The organism is Rhodococcus sp. MS16 (genome assembly GCF_013277795.1).
Lineage (GTDB): Bacteria > Actinomycetota > Actinomycetes > Mycobacteriales > Mycobacteriaceae > Rhodococcus_F > Rhodococcus_F globerula.
Genome location: NZ_VBTM01000004.1, coordinates 13,840 through 30,219, shown reverse-complemented (window position 1 = coordinate 30,219; position 16,380 = coordinate 13,840). Strand labels below are relative to the sequence as shown.

The 16,380-nt window shown below is 61.8% G+C and carries 16 protein-coding genes; 7 read left to right on the top strand and 9 right to left on the bottom strand.

Features of this window, described 5'->3' with window-relative positions; all coding sequences use genetic code 11:
- Positions 1–196: 196 nt before the first annotated feature.
- Positions 197–2,029 carry a DEAD/DEAH box helicase gene (locus FEZ60_RS09615; protein ID WP_346343341.1) on the top strand — a complete coding sequence of 611 codons (1,833 nt, stop codon included), beginning with the start codon at positions 197–199 and terminating at the stop codon, positions 2,027–2,029.
- Positions 2,029–2,601 (top strand): SWIM zinc finger family protein, encoded by a 573-nt coding sequence (locus FEZ60_RS09610; protein WP_045070720.1) that lies wholly within the window; start codon positions 2,029–2,031, stop codon positions 2,599–2,601. The genes FEZ60_RS09615 and FEZ60_RS09610 overlap by 1 nt, the downstream gene beginning before the upstream one ends.
- Position 2,602: 1 nt before the next feature.
- Here FEZ60_RS09610 and FEZ60_RS09605 read toward each other — a convergent pair whose 3' ends face one another.
- Positions 2,603–2,887 carry a DUF3017 domain-containing protein gene (locus FEZ60_RS09605; RefSeq protein WP_033231289.1) on the bottom strand — a complete coding sequence of 95 codons (285 nt, stop codon included), beginning with the start codon at positions 2,885–2,887 and terminating at the stop codon, positions 2,603–2,605.
- A gap of 4 nt (positions 2,888–2,891) precedes the next feature.
- On the bottom strand, positions 2,892–3,749 hold the full coding sequence (locus tag FEZ60_RS09600; protein WP_172936014.1) for a bifunctional methylenetetrahydrofolate dehydrogenase/methenyltetrahydrofolate cyclohydrolase: 858 nt from the start codon (positions 3,747–3,749) through the stop codon (positions 2,892–2,894).
- Between the two features lie 31 nt (positions 3,750–3,780).
- Between FEZ60_RS09600 and FEZ60_RS09595 the strand changes: the two genes are divergently transcribed.
- On the top strand, positions 3,781–4,293 hold the full coding sequence (locus tag FEZ60_RS09595) for a GNAT family protein (protein WP_346343340.1): 513 nt from the start codon (positions 3,781–3,783) through the stop codon (positions 4,291–4,293).
- 21 nt (positions 4,294–4,314) lie between these two features.
- Positions 4,315–4,590, top strand: coding sequence for a DUF1905 domain-containing protein (locus FEZ60_RS09590; RefSeq protein WP_172936013.1), 276 nt, complete (start codon positions 4,315–4,317; stop codon positions 4,588–4,590).
- A gap of 23 nt (positions 4,591–4,613) precedes the next feature.
- Here the strand turns inward: FEZ60_RS09590 and FEZ60_RS09585 are convergent, their stop codons facing one another.
- Positions 4,614–5,222, bottom strand: coding sequence for a pentapeptide repeat-containing protein (locus FEZ60_RS09585; RefSeq protein WP_033231293.1), 609 nt, complete (start codon positions 5,220–5,222; stop codon positions 4,614–4,616).
- A gap of 42 nt (positions 5,223–5,264) precedes the next feature.
- Positions 5,265–5,918, bottom strand: coding sequence for an excalibur calcium-binding domain-containing protein (locus tag FEZ60_RS09580; RefSeq protein ID WP_172936012.1), 654 nt, complete (start codon positions 5,916–5,918; stop codon positions 5,265–5,267).
- A 120-nt stretch (positions 5,919–6,038) separates the two neighbouring features.
- Between FEZ60_RS09580 and FEZ60_RS09575 the strand changes: the two genes are divergently transcribed.
- Complete coding sequence (locus tag FEZ60_RS09575; protein ID WP_172936011.1) at positions 6,039–6,503, top strand: tRNA (cytidine(34)-2'-O)-methyltransferase; 465 nt, start codon at positions 6,039–6,041, stop codon at positions 6,501–6,503.
- A 3-nt stretch (positions 6,504–6,506) separates the two neighbouring features.
- Here FEZ60_RS09575 and FEZ60_RS09570 read toward each other — a convergent pair whose 3' ends face one another.
- Complete coding sequence (locus tag FEZ60_RS09570) at positions 6,507–7,418, bottom strand: LysR family transcriptional regulator (RefSeq protein WP_172936010.1); 912 nt, start codon at positions 7,416–7,418, stop codon at positions 6,507–6,509.
- A gap of 91 nt (positions 7,419–7,509) precedes the next feature.
- Here FEZ60_RS09570 and FEZ60_RS09565 point away from each other — a divergent pair, with 91 nt between their 5' ends.
- A complete protein-coding gene (locus FEZ60_RS09565) occupies positions 7,510–8,595 on the top strand; it encodes a TDT family transporter (protein ID WP_092801507.1) in 1,086 nt (361 codons plus the stop codon).
- Here the strand turns inward: FEZ60_RS09565 and FEZ60_RS09560 are convergent.
- Positions 8,592–8,903, bottom strand: coding sequence for a rhodanese-like domain-containing protein (locus tag FEZ60_RS09560; protein WP_172936009.1), 312 nt, complete (start codon positions 8,901–8,903; stop codon positions 8,592–8,594). The two genes, FEZ60_RS09565 and FEZ60_RS09560, sit on opposite strands and share 4 nt — an antisense overlap.
- Before the next feature lie 166 nt (positions 8,904–9,069).
- On the opposite strand from FEZ60_RS09560, the gene FEZ60_RS09555 reads away from it, so the two are divergent.
- Positions 9,070–9,846, top strand: a complete 777-nt coding sequence (locus tag FEZ60_RS09555) for a BPL-N domain-containing protein (protein WP_172936008.1) — start codon at positions 9,070–9,072, stop codon at positions 9,844–9,846.
- Here FEZ60_RS09555 and FEZ60_RS09550 read toward each other — a convergent pair.
- From FEZ60_RS09550 to FEZ60_RS09540, 3 genes are read right to left on the bottom strand one after another with little or no spacing between them, the layout of a single operon-like run.
- Entirely contained in the window at positions 9,803–11,038 is a 1,236-nt protein-coding gene (locus tag FEZ60_RS09550) for a heparan-alpha-glucosaminide N-acetyltransferase domain-containing protein (RefSeq protein WP_172936007.1), read from the bottom strand. The two genes, FEZ60_RS09555 and FEZ60_RS09550, sit on opposite strands and share 44 nt — an antisense overlap.
- Positions 11,035–11,775 (bottom strand): BPL-N domain-containing protein, encoded by a 741-nt coding sequence (locus tag FEZ60_RS09545; RefSeq protein WP_080711574.1) that lies wholly within the window; start codon positions 11,773–11,775, stop codon positions 11,035–11,037. The genes FEZ60_RS09550 and FEZ60_RS09545 overlap by 4 nt, the downstream gene beginning before the upstream one ends.
- Complete coding sequence (locus tag FEZ60_RS09540; protein WP_172936006.1) at positions 11,772–15,848, bottom strand: Pls/PosA family non-ribosomal peptide synthetase; 4,077 nt, start codon at positions 15,846–15,848, stop codon at positions 11,772–11,774. The genes FEZ60_RS09545 and FEZ60_RS09540 overlap by 4 nt, the downstream gene beginning before the upstream one ends.
- Positions 15,849–16,380: the final 532 nt, after the last annotated feature.

The window sequence follows — 16,380 nt, the reverse complement described above, 5'->3', positions numbered from 1 at the left end:
GGTTCCTTATTCGCAAGTGTCAGGTACTGCGGATCTACGGACAATGACTATCACGTCCAAGGGAGGAAATGTCCGGTTCTCCGTCAGAGCGGACTCGTCGCCTCCCGTCAATGTCGGGAGAACCACAACTGATCTGCGGTTTTTGGGGACGTATCCGGTGGCCCGCGGTCATCGATCACGGCTACCATCGGCGCTCGTGACTCAACCGTGCCCGGATCAGCTGCAGGCGACCTACCTTCCCGAGAATATGGCGTTCGGGTTCTGGGGTGTGCCGGATACAGCCGGGCATCTGGCGGAGTTGGGGCTCCCTACCGGCAGTGCCGCCGTTGCCCGAATGGCTGTACCCGTCGACAACGTCATCACGCCCGTCGACGTCGATATTCGGACTGTCGAATTCGCCGACGTGGTAACGGCATTGCAGGTTGCGAACGTGGATCAACCAGGTATCGGAGAGTCGGTGCGCGCCTGGAAGCGGGTGATCGGGGGCGGCGAACACGGCACCATGCCACCAGCCGGGCACGCCGCTCTCTACCGCGGCGACACTGTCATCAGAAGTGCTGCCGCGGTGGTGCAGCGTTTCACCCACGCACAGACTCTGGTGGACGCACTCGATCATGCACGGGTTCAAGCGACTTTGCGCCCGTACCAGGTTCTTGGCGTGGAGTGGTTGACGTCGCTGACCGAGACGGGTGGCGGCATACTCGCCGACGAAATGGGCCTGGGTAAAACGCTTCAAGCCATTTCGATGATCGCGATCAGAGCCGCAGACGGCCCGCATCTCGTTGTCTGCCCGACGTCGGTGATCGGAAACTGGCGACGCGAGATCGAGCGGTTTGCGCCGCACCTGAGCCTTCACATTCATCACGGGTCCGGCCGCACACTGCCTGCGGAACTAGGTAAAGGCACCGTGGTACTCACCAGTTACAGCGTCTTACGTTCGGACACAGCCGAACTGGAGACGCCGCAGTGGGCGTCGGCCATCTTCGACGAAGCGCAGCAGATCAAGAATCCGTCGTCGCTGGCCGCCAAAGCTGCAATGCAACTGAATGCCACCGTCAAAGTTGCGATGACCGGCACGCCGGTCGAGAACCGTCTCGAAGAGTTGTGGAGTTTGTTCCACGTCGCCAATCCGGCTGTACTGGGAACTCGTGCACGCTTTCGGCAGCGTTTTGCCGTCCCGATCGAATCCGGCCGCTCGGCGTCTGCCGCAACAAGGTTGGCGACGATCATCGAGCCATACGTGCTGCGCCGAACCAAAGATGCTGTTGCCAAGGATCTTCCGCCGAAGCAGTTCTCGACCGTCGCATGCACCCTCACGTCGGAACAGGCGCGAATCTACCGGGCAGCAGTCGCGGACGCGTTCGATACCGGACTGGGCACCGGAATTGCCCGACGCGGCAACGTCCTTGCACTGCTCACCACTCTCAAGCAGGTATGCAACCACCCCGCTCAGGTCACCGGCGACAGCGAGGATCTCCGCGGCCGTTCCGGAAAGTTCGATCGCGCAACCGAAATGCTTGCCGAGATCGTCGACGATGGTGATCGGGCTCTGGTGTTCACGCAGTACCGCACAATGGGCGAACTACTGTCGAAGCACCTCGCGGCCGAGCTGGGCATCGCAGACGTTCCTTTCCTCCACGGCGGTCTGAACGTTGCCAGTCGCGACGCCATGGTCGACGCCTTCCAAACCGACGACACGTCCTCGCCCATTCTCATTATGAGCCTGCGCGCGGCCGGGTTCGGACTCAATCTCACCCGCGCCAGTCACGTCGTTCACTACGACAGATGGTGGAACCCTGCCGTCGAAGATCAGGCTACCGACCGAGCCCACCGAATCGGCCAGCACCGCACCGTCAACGTCCACACCCTGGTCACCGGAGGAACCGTCGAAGATCACATCGCCGCCATGCACGAATCCAAAAGAGCTGTAGCCGAGTCGATTTCCGGAAACTCCGAAGGAGCCCTCGCAAACCTTCCCGACAGCGAACTACGTGAACTGCTCGAACTCGACGGCGCGGTGATCATCTGATGGCCACCGAATTCGGAGTGACCGCATGGGGCCGTGTGTGGTTGCGGACGGTTGAGCAAACGTCGACATCCGGACGAAACCCCACCTTGCCCACCGCACGCACACTGGCCCGCAACGGTGGTGTCACCTTCACGGACATTTCTGCCGGTACGGTTTCCGCCCAGGTCACCGCCAAGGGTAAGACCTCGACTGTTGTTGTCACCGTACCGCTCTGGGACAAGACACAATCCGACACCGCGGCCCGCATGATTCGAGCGCTAGGCACCACGAACCGGTCCGTATCGACCGGAGAGCTACCGGACAGCGTCGTCGCGGATCTACAGGCGCGCGATATCACTGTGGCCGTGAATCTTTCCGAATGCACGGCCACGTGTGACTGTTCGAGTCGGCGCACGCCCTGCGTTCACCATCTTGCGGCGATCTACGCCCTGGCGGGCCGGATCGACGAAGAACCTGCACTTGCCGTCACGCTTCGAACCAAGCAGGCGAAAAGGCGGAACTCCGCCGCCAAGAAACTACAGGGAGAGTGGATTCCGTTGCGCGAGATAAACGTCGGGTCGTTCTACAACTGACTCAGTCCGTACCGAGCGGATCGATGGTCAGAGCAAGCGAGACGATCAACGCACCCATGACGCCCATGGCCGCCGTGTCGAACTTCTTGCCGCGCACCGCGAGCAGTCCCACGCGATTCTGTGGGAAACACCAGCGGGCAGCTGCACCGATAATGACCGCCACCCCCAAGACCAGCGAACCGCGACGCCACCGGTCGGCCAGGACAAGAACAACCGCGGCTGCGATCACGGCGAGAACCGTGATCATCGGCAAATTCTTCTTCACGAGGCCAACCGGTGAGGTCATGTCGTCAGGCTCCGGCCAGAACTCGCTCGGAGCGCTCCACCACGTTGGTGATCAGGAACGCCCGGGTCAGCGGGCCCACTCCACCGGGATTGGGCGAGACGAAGCCCGCAACGTCGTTGACGTCGGCAGCAACGTCACCACGCAAACCGTCGTCGGTGCGGCTGACTCCGACGTCGAGCACAGCAGCGCCCGGCTTGACCATGTCGGCGGTGATGAGTCCGGGAACGCCGGCGGCAGCAACGACGATGTCTGCACGACGAACCTCGGCAGCCAGATCACGGGTACCGGTATGGCACAGCGTGACGGTGGCGTTTTCGCTACGACGCGTCAGCAACAGTCCGATAGGGCGGCCGACGGTGACACCGCGGCCGACAACAACGACGTGAGCGCCGGCGATCGGCACCTCGTAGCGGCGGAGCAGGTGCAGGATTCCGCGCGGCGTACACGGCAGCGGAGCTTCCTTGCCGAGAACCAGACGGCCGAGGTTCACCGGGTGCAAGCCGTCGGCATCCTTGTCGGGATCGATGCGCTCGAGCGCTGCGTTCTCGTCGAGGTGCTTGGGCAGCGGCAACTGCACGATGTATCCGGTGCACTCGGGATTGGCGTTGAGTTCGTCAATGGTGGCGTTGAGCTGCTCCTGTGTGATGTCGGCAGGCAGGTCACGGCGCAGGGAGTTGATGCCGACCTTGGCGCAGTCGTTGTGCTTGCCGCGCACGTACGCTGCGGATCCCGGGTCGTCACCAACGAGAATGGTGCCAAGTCCGGGCGTGATACCCGCTGCCTTCAGCGCGTTCACCCGCACCTTCAGGTCTTCGAAAATTTCGTCGCGGGTAGCTTTACCGTCCAGGATCGTTGCAGTCACGGCGACCATTGTTCCAGGTTAGGGTCGATGCGTGACAACGGCTCCGGAACTACGCGGTCCGAGGGTGGTTCTTGCACCCGTCGCCGCCGATCATCATGCCCGTCTGCGGGCCATCCATCTGCATCCCGATGTGGCCCAGTGGTGGCAGAATCCGGCCGACGACTGGCCTGCCACTCCAGAGCCCGGCACCACTCGCTACAGCGTTTTCCACGACGGAAACCTGATCGGATTCATCCAGTGGTACGCCGACGAGGACAACCCAGACTTCCGCCACGCCGGTCTCGATCTCTTTCTCGATCCGGCTGTCCACGGCCGCGGATTCGGTCGTGAGGCGATACGCGTTCTGTGTGCGCACCTGATCGACGATCTGAAGTTCCACCGATTGATCATCGATCCGGAAGTGGAGAACACTGCAGCAATCGCGTGTTATCGATCGGTCGGGTTCAGGGACGTCGGGGTGATGCGTGAGTACTCACGCGATCGCCACGGCGAGTGGAAGGACGGACTGCTCATGGATCTGCTGGCCCGAGAGTTCATTCGCTGACCAATCGAAAGGGCATGCACCATGTTGTTGGACAAGGAATTCACCGCCACACTGCGCAAAAGTGACGCGAAAGGTGGCTGGACATACGTGATCTGGCCGGAGTCCGCCGAATACTTCCGTACCCGTGGACTGGTCAAGGTGCGCGGAACTATCGACGGGCATCCGTTTCAGAGTTCGTTCATGGCCTTGGGCGACGGCACCCACAAACTCCCGGTCAAGGCCGACATCCGCACAGCCATCGGCAAAGACGTCGGTGACGTCGTGACCGTTCGACTGGAGGAACGCCTGGAGCGGTAACTCCCGATGCTGATCGGTCGCGTCTACAGGTCGACAACCAAACCGTGCGCCGACGCATACGCCACCGCCTGCATCAATTCGATCTTGGCGTTTGCCACGACTGCAGACGTCCACAGACCCGGATCGACGCGCGCGCCGCGCAGGTCCGCGCCGTCGAGTTTGAGTCCACCGGTACGAGCGCCCGACAGATCCGCCGACACCAGAATCGCATCACGCATATCCGTGCGCACGAGATTCGCTTCGCGGAAGCGGCACGACGTGAAGTCGATCCTCCTCAGATCCGCGCCGCCCAACGAGGTGAGCGAGAAGTCCACCTCGTCAAGCGTCAACGGCCGGATGCGACATCCGTCGAACGTAGAGCCCATCAAAGTGCAGTTTCGGAAAGTGCTGTGCCACAGGCTGGTCCGCGCGAAGTTGCATGAACGAAACGCGCTACCGATGTGCTCCGACTCCCCCAGATCCGCGCCGGTGAAATCACAGTTGTCGAAGACCACCGATTCCGTCGTCATGCCAGTGAGGTCTGCGTCACGGAACACACAATTGGTGAACGTGCGCTGGCGCCACACCTTTCCCGGCAATCGCGCGTCGGAATAGTCTTCGCCGACAACGTTGTCGGATTCTTCGAGGGGCATAACCTACATACTGCCCCGCACTACCGACAGCACTGCAACCGACTAGGTCTCGCAGGCCACGCCGTCGTTGTCGCGGTCGAGCTTCGAGGAATAGCCCGGGTCACCGCGGTAAATCGGGGCGGCACCAGCAGCCTTTACCGCTGAGCAGTTCGCGTAATACACCCCGGCATCAGGCACCTTGACCGGCGGCGGAATGTACGCGGGCTCAGTCGTCTTCGGCGGCGTATAGACGGGAGGCGGCGGAACGTACTGGGTCGTTGTGGTTACTTGCGGCACCAACGGGACTATGGCGAGTGTTGTCGTCGTAGTCGGAGCCACCGTGGTGGTGGTCGCCGACGCGGCGGTCGTGGTTGTGGGCTTGACTGTGGTCGTTGTCGTCGCTTGTGTAGTGGTTGCTGCCACCGTCGTCGAAGAAGTTGCCGCCGGGGTCTTCGATTCTTCGGAGCCTCCCGTCCCTGCGGCAATTCCGATCACTGCGACCCCGGCTGCGGCAACGCCCGCGATCCACGGCCACTTGCGGCGTTTCTGATCGTCCGGTGCGGTGGGGTCCTGCCGCGGCGAGCCTGGTGCTCCGAACACCTGCGTCGGGGCGTCGACAATTTTGGGACGGGTTTGAGCCGTCCACTGCTGGCCGTCCCAGTAGCGGTCGATCGTCGGATCGAAGGGGTCGGGATTCCAACCGGCAGGAGTATTCATCAAATGTCCGTTCTGAGAAGAATGCGGCAATTAGATTCCCACAAACTTTGCAGTTTGGTAACTGAATGGGAAAAACCCCGACATCGCGGCCGCCAATGGCATGCGCGGTAGGGTTTTGTGGTGTTCCGAGTCATGTTCCACGAGCCCCGCATCCCACCCAATACCGGTAACGCGATCCGCATGGTCGCGGGAACCGGTTGTGAACTACACCTGGTGGGCCCACTCGGGTTCGACCTGTCCGAACCGAAGCTCAAGCGAGCGGGGTTGGACTACCACGACTTGGCGACCGTGACTGTCCACGAGAACCTAACTGCAGCGTGGGAGGCCGTAACCCCGGCACGGGTGTTTGCCTTCACCGCACATGCAACCGTCCCGTATACCGATATCGCGTACGAACCCGGCGACGTTCTGCTCTTCGGTCCCGAACCGACAGGGTTGTCCGACGAGGTCCTGGCTGACGAGCACATCACCGAGCGTCTGCGTATCCCGATGCTTCCCGGCCGACGCTCACTCAATCTCTCCAACGCAGCGGCGTTGGTCACCTATGAAGCGTGGCGTCAACACGGATTCAAGGGTGCTGTCTGAGCCTCAGCGCGAGTGAACAGCAGTGTTGGAACCGAGTGCGATGTCGAGGAAATCCCGCGCCGCGCCGCGCAATCCTCGCACCGGATCCCAGACTGCCTGCAATCTGCGGGGCATCCGCAGACCTTCGACGGTGACGGCAACCAATCGGCCGTCGGTGAGATCAGCGGCAACCGCCAAGGATGACAACACGGCCGGCGCGTTGCCCGCAACGACAGCGGCCTTGACGGCGGTGCATGAGGTCAGTTCCAGAAGCGGTGGCGCACAATCAGGTACGGCGTTTTCGAGTGTCATTCGAGTCCCGGATCCCGATTCCCGTTGAATGAGCGGTGTGCGGGCCAACTCCTCAACCGGAACGGGAGCGCCGTTAGCCCATTCGTGGTTTGGCGGCACAACAACAACAAGATGGTCACGCGCCACTTCACAGGACGCAAGTGAGGTCGGCACGTCTGGACCTTCGACAAAACCGATGTCGGCTCGGCCGGCCTGAACCTGCGCCGAGACATCGGAAGAATTGTGGAGGCTGACCGAGGCCACGACGCTGGGGAACTTGTGGCGCATGGCTACCGTCCACCCCGGCACGAGGTACTCGGCAATGGTCATACTTGCCGCAACCGTGACAGCCGCGTCACGTTCGCCGCGCAGCGCAGCAACACCGGACGCCATCTCTTCTGCGGTAACGAGTATGTGACTGGCCCATTCGAGAATCAGCCCACCTTCAGCCGTCGGGCGAACACCGGTTGCGGCACGATCGAAGACTTTGATCCCGAGTTGGCGTTCAACCGATCGAACCCGGGCACTGACCGCCTGTTGACTGAGTCCGTGCTCCCGACCGGCAGCGCCCATGCTTCCCAAGCGGCCCACGGACAGAAGGACGTCGAGGGCGCTGAGTTCCGGGACGCGCGGGGACAGCGACATGCGTTCAGATTAGACCCACAAGCGCCATTTGTGGGCATTCAACAACAGGCCATCTACCGTCGGCAAACCCGACACCGACACACTGGAATGCATGAGCACCGCTACCCCGTCCGCATTTGCCCACATCACCCCGAACTGGTTTGCGGCGGCGATGGGAACGGGAATCGTGTCGGTGGCAGCGGCGTCTCTCCAACATGAGGTCGCAGCACTACACGTGGTGGCGGATCTCTTCTGGTTCCTCGCCGCAGCCATCCTGATCGCTTTGATCGGCGCGTTTGCCGCGCATTGGATCACTCACCGCGATTTTGCACTCGCCTACCTCCGTAGCCCCGCAATGTTCCCGTTCTACGGCGCGGTGGCAATGGCCCTGGTGACAGTCGGGTCCGCGACCGGTGTCACCGGCGCGAACTATCTCGGCCACAGCGCGGCGGTGACAATCTCGATAACTCTCTGGGTGCTGGGCACAACCCTGGGCTTGTGCACTTATGTCGTCATGATGGTCCGTCTGGTCCGCGACGCCGGCATGGCGACGGCCATGCCGTTCTGGCTCATGCCCGTCGTACCGCCGATGGTTTCCGCGACGACAGGAGCGGCGGTGACGACACACCTGACTGAAGGTGCCCTCCGCACGTCGGTTCTCGTATTCTGTTACGTGATGTTCGCGCTGGCGCTCTCGGCCGCACTGATCATCGCCACAGCCGTCGCTCGGCAGTTCGCCGACAACCGTGCTCGCGGCGTCGACGCGATTCCGTTCAATGCCATTCCGTCACTGTGGATCCCGCTCGGCGTGATCGGCCAGTCGATCGGTGCCGCCAATCTCCTGGCCGACGCAGCGCGCCACGCCGTCGCCGCAGACACCGCCGACGCCCTGCATACCTTCGGGCTTGTGTACGGCACCGTAGTCGGCGCACTCGGCGTGGTGGCGTTCATCGCCGTCACGACAGTCACGATCCGAGCCCTGCGAGGCGGGTTGTCGTTCTCTCTCGGATGGTGGAGTTTCACCTTCCCGATCGGAGCCTGTGCCGTCGGCGCCAACGCTTTTGGTATCGCCACCGATTCACAACTGATCCTCGCGGTTGCCGCTGCGCTGCTGCTTGCACTCATCCCGATCTGGGCCACAGTGGCAGCGCGCACCGTGAACTCCATCCGTAGCGGAGCGTTGCCCGCGCCCGCTTAGACGGCGCCGGTTTCGACCTCGCGCCCGGACTGGTGCCACTCCATCGTTCCGCCACGTACGGACACAGCGTTGATGCCGCGACCCTGGAGGTACTCGGCAACCTGGAGACTGCGGCCACCGACTGCGCAGATCACGTACACCGTCTCGGCATCAGGGATCTCCCCCATCCGCGAGACGAACTCGCTCATCGGGATCAGTACGGCACCGGGAACACGCACCTGGGCGAACTCGTGTGCCTCCCGCACATCGATCAACGGCTCACCTGCCGCCAGTGCCGCTTCCAGTGCAGTGATATCGACTTCCAACATTGTGCGCAGTCCTACTCTCATGTCGGCGGTTCCCGGTTTCCTCGGTAACCTAGCTCTGCCGTAACGGTACGCGGGTGCCACCGGCAGCGGACGCGACGACCTGGCCGAACCACGAGTTCGATAAAGTGAACCCATGATTGCCGGGCGAAGCTGAACTGATCACGCGATGAATCGCCGCACCTTCCTCGTCTCGGCCGCTGCGCTGGTCACCATCGGCGGAACTGTTGTCGCATCAGCCGATTCCACCCGAATCCGTCCCCGGCGCGCCTTGGTCTACCGCGGGCCGGCATCATCACCCGGTTGCCCCGAGGCGGTTGGTCGGTTACTCGAATCCTCGTCCGATCCGTACGACGTGACGTTCTGCGGTCCGGACGAAGATGTTCCGTTGACGGCAGCAGCGTTGGCGAGTGCATCGCTCTATGCACAACCCGGCGGCGGGGAACTTACGGCGGCCTGGGTCCACATGGAACAACACGCGGAATCGATCCGCGAGTGGGTCCGAACCGGCGGACACTATCTCGGCTTCTGCCTTGGCGGCTACTTGGCCGGGGCCACACCGGGTTTCGGACTGCTACCGGGAGACACCGCTCGATATATCTCGTCCCGCAAGTCCGAGATCGACACAACAGGCAACACAAGCGTGAACGTCACCTGGCGCGAGGAGGAACGCACGATGTTCTTCCAGGACGGCCCTATCTTCGTACTGCGCGACGACGCCCCGGTGGAGGTCTTGGCGCGCTACCGCAACGGGAAGATCGCAGCCGTGGTCAGCGACTTCGGCCTCGGACGCGTCGGTGTTGTCGGACCACACCCGGAAGCCGAGCGGTCCTGGTACACACGCGGTCTCACCAATCCGGACGGAATCCGATTCGACCTGGGCCACGATCTGATCGATACGGTCAGGCGGGGTGCGCCGGAGCAGTTGTGGACGCCCTCTCGGTAACAGCCCGCTTGCTTCGGTTTGCCACCATCGTCACAAACGCTTCCAACGGTCCACGCCCGGTAGTCAACTTCACAAAAAGTCCGATGGCTAGGGCGGCCAGAACCTGCAGGATGTACCCCGTCCATGCCCCGTACGTGTCGTAGTTCGAATTGATGAACCAGATGTGAAGCACGTACAGCGTCAAGGTCATCGATCCGGCGGCAGCCAAGGGCACCATCGCGACCTTGACCAACGTATCCAGTTTTGTCCCCGCCAGGTGTCCCAGGAACAGCATCGCCCCGATCACGGCCATCGACGACCCTATTGTTCCCAACAGGTCCAACGGCGTACTGCTGTGCGGGCCGTCGACGGCAAGCCACCACCATGTCGAACCGAACACCGAACCGTCGGCGCCATAGGCGATGATGTCGAGAATTTCCTCGCGCGACAATGCGCTGCCCGCCATGAGGTGTTCAAAGCCGCCGAGATGAAAGATCAAGACCTCGGACAGAATTCGCGCGCCGACCGCAAGTGCAGCACCGAACACCAGCAGTGCACCGGCCACATTGGCCGACGTCAACTTCAATCGGCCGATGACGATGCCGGCACAGATGTAGGCAGTCCACGGAAGCGCCGGGAACTCCCCGTTCAACAGCAGTTCTACGGTCCATCCGAGTGGATTCTCGATAATGCCGACCAACGTCGGGTTGTCCAAGCTCGGTGCGGGGAGCGATGTCCCGAAAAATTCGATGACGGCCGGCACGACAAGAGCGATCAGCAGGCCGAGTGCTGCAACTGCACGGGTAGGCAAGAAGACCAGCGGGATAGCGATCACGAAAAGGATCGCGTAGTACGGCAGGATCACCACGGCTAGTTCCGCGTGGGTGTATCCCATGATCAATCCGATGGCCCCGACCACCGCGGCACGCGCTGTCAGTGACGCTGCGGTGGCACCACGATCACCACGTTCCACCCGCGCGCGACCGGTCGTGAAGGCAATTCCCACACCGGCCAGGACTGCGAACAACGCAGACGATCGCCCTGCCGAAATGCCGTAGGACAGCGTGGGCGATCCGTCGTCGCTCACGGCGATCAGTGAATGGACGGCCATCATGCCCAGCAGGGCAATACCGCGGGCGGCGTCGATCCCGAGAAGTCGCTGTTTTTCCACTACCGGGATCTGCTCCGTCGGCGCGAGCGGACTGGCTGTCATCGGGTCATCACCGCGTTGATCAAGCGGTACCCCAGGTCGGTGGCGAGGTGCTCGGGTGCCCGCAAACCGTCACCCTGATACCAGGATTCGTCGGCTTCAGGATGCGGCCCGACTACCCCGACCCGACCTTTGCCGTAGTCGATCTTCAAAGCCGCGATACTTCCGTTCTGATACCGCGCGAGAATCGCTGCCTCGGAATCGTAGTAGTCCCGGTAATGCCGGTCGAGTGAGAAGTACGGTCCGTCCTGGAAGTACATTTCCTCGATCTGGCCGCTCCAATCCACCTCGAGTACAGCACCTTTTGTGTCGTGCACTTCGGCGTTCTGCAACGCGACGTACTGGTCTGCATCACCGGGAAACAGTTCGAACCCGGGGCTGCGGCCCGCGAGGTAACCACCGAGGCAGAATCCCAAGTACCGTCCACCGGATCGGACGAATTGCTGAATCGCCGGAACATGGCGGCGCAGGTGCGTGAACGCCCTGTCCAGGTCACCGCCGCCGGGTTGTGCGTACAGCGCCGCCGAATGGAGCGTGGAATCGTCGATCTGCAACTCCTCGTCCGGTCCGACAAAGCGCACGTCGAAGTTCCAGGCGCTCGACGACAACAGATCTGCGACGGCTTCCGGGCACCCCGGTAACGACGCGGGGCCGCGGTACACGAGCGCCCGCGGGTGCGGCCGCGTGCTGTAGGTCGTGCTTCGACGGGTCTTGTTCTGAGACAGCGATACCCATTTCATGCGGACACTCCTTGCGCGACGACGATGTCGGTGACAGCTTTCTCGAGGACAGCTTTCTCGAGGAGAACGGTCGAGCTGTCGTCGGCACGAATCCCCTCAGCGGGAATTCCGCGCCAACTCGTCCGCGCCGGAAGCTCTTCGCCCTTCATGAGCAACGACAGCGGACTGAGTGAGGCTTCCTCGCCGACAACCGTGTCGTAGAGGATGATCGATCGTGTCCCGATGCTGGCGCCATCGCCGATGGTGATCGTGGACATCTTCATGACACGGTCCTCGAACAGGTGTGTCTGCAGCGACGACTCGGTTCCGATAGTGGCGTCGTCGCCGACGTGGACGAGATCGAATTCGGTGAGATAGGTGGTTCCGAACCACACTCGCTTGCCGATTGTCGTGCCGAACCAGCGCAGCACCATCGGCAGGAACGGGGTACCCACCAGCATCCCGACGCCGATCGGCACAGCCGCGCTTTCATAGAGCCCGGTCGCAAATTCGGACCGTCGGACGAACTTACTCCACAGCGGCTCGACCCGAGGTTCGTAGCGACCCACTGTATTTCGCTTCACCGCCGCGCAGAATCCGATCACCGCAAGGCTCGACGCCATCGCGACCAGCGGCGCAACGAGGGCCGGAACGGGAAGTGCTCGCCCGAATGCCAAGGAGGACAAGACCAACAGATAAAGGTAGAAGCTCACGCCGAGAACTGTGGGTGGCAAGGTGGCGCGAAAGAACTCGATCACGTAGCGATCACGCACTACATCCTGCGGCGGCGTATAGATGAGGGCGTCGTCGTAATCTCCGCTGTCCTGACGGTTCGGCAGGTAGATAGCGGGCGAACCGAGCCACGACGTGCCTTCCGGAACACCGTTCACAGGCGGCACCGTCGCGACACCGATCAACGCATTGTCGCCGATCTCCATACCCGACGGGATCACCGCGGCATTACCGATGAAGGTGCGTTCGCCGATTCGAGTGGGCTGAAACATGATCCGGCCGTTTGCGAAGCTCGCACTTCCCACGCTGGCCATGTCGGCGATGAAGCTGTCCTTGCCGACGGTGAGCATGTCCGGGTCGATATGCGACACGGTGGAGACTTCTGCTCCGCGACCGATGTCCGCCCCGAGCAACCGCAACCACGGCGCGGTGTACAGCGTTGCGTACAGCGAGTTCGTGAACAGCAAACTGAACTCGAGCAACTTGTCGACCATCCACTTGCGGATACCAAGACCCGAGCGAACAGGATGCATTCCGGCAGGTGCGTTGCGAAGAACGAGTCGTTTGTTCACGGCAACGAATACACAGACAGTGATCACGAAAATGGGTCCGGTAAACAACGTCGCCACCAGTCCCGCCAAAACACCCCATGCCAGGAGGGCGCCCCAGACCAGTGCGATACCGGGAACCATCAGGGCGATGGCACCCACTTCGAGCGCCGTCAGACCGGCGATTGCTGCGAGGATGTGACGCACTTTCCAACGGGCACGGACACTTTCGGCTCGCATCATGGTTTCCACAGCCGGATCCAAGAACTCGGTCGGTACTGCCGGCGATCCTGCCCACCTGGCCTCCTGCGGCACGATGTGCCCGGACGGAAGCAGCGACTGATCACCGAGTGCGGCGCGTACCCCGACGGTCGATCCAGGTTCGAGCACCACGTTTGCACCGACAAATGCACCCGATTCGATGACGATCTTCCCCACCGTCACCGAACCGGATTCGACGCGCCACGGCCGGATGGTCGCACCGTAACCGATCGATGCGCCGTCTCCGATCTCGACCAGTGTCGGCAACGATATCGAGGACGTCGCGATGGTAGTGCGATGCCCGACGCGCGCACCGAGAATGCGGAGATAGATCGACATCAACGGCGATCCGCTGACCACGGGCAAAGCACCGACCGCGAGGAGCAGGTCGAGTGTCCACAGCCGCAGATACGTCGGACCCCAGAGTTTGTATCGCCCAGGCTTGATTCCTGCGGCGAGGGGACGCGCACTGATGACCGGAAGGAACCAGCGCACGCAGAGATACGTGAGCATGATGGCTGCCAACATCTCGAACAGAACCGGCACCGACACAAAACCGTCGTTCTTCGTGTAGACGTACGAGACGGGAAGCGTCGTGATCAGCAGGAACACATAGATCACTGCCAACTGGATGCCCCCGGCGCGAGCCACTTCCGTATCCGTGTGTTTGACAGCAACATTCGGGGCAATCGGATGCTGGGAGCCCACTGCTGCCAGCGCGTGCGTGATCGAGCGAACAGTGGGATGGCTGTACAGATCTCGGATCGAGGGAGTTGCACCGATGCCACTTTCACGCAGAGCAGAGATAACCGTTGCCGCCAGCAGCGAATGGCCACCAAGATCTTCGAAGAAGTTTGCTTCGACCGACATCTCGTCTGCGGGTATGCCGAACGCCCGCGCCCAAATATCGCGAACCGCTACTTCCTGCTCGTTGCGGGGTTCGACTACCGGGCCGGTAGGAGCCGAGAAACGTCGCCGGGTCGGTTCCGGGAGCTTCGATCGATCAACTTTGCCGCTGGGCATCACGGGCAAGGCGGGGATGAAGTCGACAAACGCGGGCGCCATGTACGCCGGAAGTCGTTGCGACACTGCCTTGGCGAGTTCCCCGACCAGGTACTCGTCCTCGATCGGGTCGACCAGCACCATGTACGCGCACAGTTCCGACGGCGTCTCGTTTTCCGATGCGGCGACCAGCGCCACCACGGCCTCCGACACCGACGGGTGTTCCAGGAGAACACTTTCGATCTCACCGAGATCAACTCGGTGACCACGAATCTTGACCTCGGCGTCGGCACGGCCCAGGTATTCGATCTCACCGTCGGCCGTCCAGCGTCCGAGATCGCCGGTCCGGTAGAGCTTCTGGCCCGCCGGCACGGAAAAGTGATCGATGAATTTGTCGGCGGTCAGGTCGGGGCGTCCGACATAACCACGCGCAACACCGCGTCCGCCGATGCAGATTTCGCCCACCTCACCGTGGGGTACCAGCCCGCGAGCTTCGTCGAGAATGACGACGGAGTACGTCGGGAGTGGGCGACCGATCGTCACCGTCCGACCTGGCAGGAGTTCACCCCACGTTGCGGTGACCGTTGCCTCGGTGGGCCCGTACGTGTTGAGGATCTTGCGGCCCGGACGCGCCCACCGTTCCACCAGCTCACGCGGGCATGCTTCACCGCCGACCAGCAGATTTCGAATCTTGGGCAGATCGCGCGGGATCGTGGCGAGCAGAGTCGGTACGCAGTACAGCGTCGTAATGGCGCGTTCTTCGAGGAAATCCGCCAACTCGCCGCCAAGTCGCCGACTGTCCGTCGGTCCGGCGACGATGGTTGCGCCGCGGGCCCAGGTGGGCCAGATTTCCTCGATCGAGAAGTCGAAGGAAATCGTCATACCCTGGTAGACACGATCATTCGGTCGAACATCGTAGACGTCGGGAACCACGTCGAGAAAGTTGCAGATACTCGACTGGGCAACTTCGACGCCTTTGGGTCGACCACTCGAACCAGACGTGTACAGGATGTAGCAGGCCGGGTCAGGGTCCGACGCAAGGTCCAGGACGGGCCGATGCTGCGGCTGGAAGTTCAACACCGCTACGTTCGTGTCGAGGGTGAGCCGCGCGACGTTGCATTCCTCGGCGTTCGGCTCCAACTCTGTCGAGGTCAGCACAAGCTGAACTCCGGCATCTTCGACCACGTACGCAACGCGATCGGACGGTGCGCCTGGATCGATCGGCACGAAGGTGCCGCCGGTTTTGAGCACGCCCAATAGACTTACATAGGTATCTACCGAGCGGTTCAGGAAGATCGCTACACGTGAGCCGACCCCGATACCCTCACCGATCAACATGTGCGCCAACTGATTCGATCGATCTTCGAGTTGGCGGTAGGTGATCGCAAATCCATCGCACTCGAGCGCGATTGCGTCCGGAACGGAGTCCGCACTTGCTTCGAATACGTGATTCAGGCGGCGAGGCCGTGTAGGCCGAACCGTAGGCCGAGCGCCGTGCGTGGTCCCCAACCCGGACCAGGCGTCAGCCCACAGGCCCTTGTGTTCCGACATGATTTCCCTCCGCGGGATGAATCCCGCCCCTTCGCACCGTGTTCCGGCTTCCCCAGTCCGGAACCCGGCCCTGTACTTCACTTGCCTGTACTTCACTACTCAACTAGCTGATTGATTGCACGGATGGACGCTACGTCGTTCCTATTAAAAAAACCAGCGCGAAAATTGCTCGATTCCAGAGGTTTGGAATCCAAAAGTTCCGTATTTCTTTTCCGCACAAATCGACGCGCTATCAAGAAATACCCACTGCCAGCAGATTCACGGGTAACTCGCAGACAACTGCCAGAGGAAACGTCTCCTCCCATGCCCGATTTAGGACTATTTGCCTTCAATGTGACTTTCGTCCCATTTTTTGGGCGACACTCACTTCTGTATCAACTCCGGCCTGCCCATCGGACTGATATTCGCCGCCGGGTTGTCCTGCATTTTCGCTTAAAAGACCAGTTAAACCGCATTTCGGTCGAAGACCACTTACCCGCACACCACGCTGCACCACACCACCGCGAACGGTCGACCATCGCCGAAGGTCCCT

Excerpts from the sequence above, each read along its gene's own strand:
- FEZ60_RS09610 (WP_045070720.1), top strand. The coding sequence starts at position 2,029 with ATGGCCACCGAATTCGGAGTGACCGCATGGGGCCGTGTGTGGTTGCGG.
- FEZ60_RS09605 (WP_033231289.1), bottom strand. The coding sequence starts at position 2,887 with ATGACCTCACCGGTTGGCCTCGTGAAGAAGAATTTGCCGATGATCACG.
- FEZ60_RS09590 (WP_172936013.1), top strand. The coding sequence starts at position 4,315 with ATGTTGTTGGACAAGGAATTCACCGCCACACTGCGCAAAAGTGACGCG.
- FEZ60_RS09585 (WP_033231293.1), bottom strand. The coding sequence starts at position 5,222 with ATGCCCCTCGAAGAATCCGACAACGTTGTCGGCGAAGACTATTCCGAC.
- FEZ60_RS09580 (WP_172936012.1), bottom strand. The coding sequence starts at position 5,918 with ATGAATACTCCTGCCGGTTGGAATCCCGACCCCTTCGATCCGACGATC.
- FEZ60_RS09570 (WP_172936010.1), bottom strand. The coding sequence starts at position 7,418 with ATGTCGCTGTCCCCGCGCGTCCCGGAACTCAGCGCCCTCGACGTCCTT.
- FEZ60_RS09565 (WP_092801507.1), top strand. The coding sequence starts at position 7,510 with ATGAGCACCGCTACCCCGTCCGCATTTGCCCACATCACCCCGAACTGG.
- FEZ60_RS09560 (WP_172936009.1), bottom strand. The coding sequence starts at position 8,903 with ATGTTGGAAGTCGATATCACTGCACTGGAAGCGGCACTGGCGGCAGGT.
- FEZ60_RS09555 (WP_172936008.1), top strand. The coding sequence starts at position 9,070 with ATGAATCGCCGCACCTTCCTCGTCTCGGCCGCTGCGCTGGTCACCATC.
- FEZ60_RS09550 (WP_172936007.1), bottom strand. The coding sequence starts at position 11,038 with ATGACAGCCAGTCCGCTCGCGCCGACGGAGCAGATCCCGGTAGTGGAA.
- FEZ60_RS09545 (WP_080711574.1), bottom strand. The coding sequence starts at position 11,775 with ATGAAATGGGTATCGCTGTCTCAGAACAAGACCCGTCGAAGCACGACC.
- FEZ60_RS09540 (WP_172936006.1), bottom strand. The coding sequence starts at position 15,848 with ATGTCGGAACACAAGGGCCTGTGGGCTGACGCCTGGTCCGGGTTGGGG.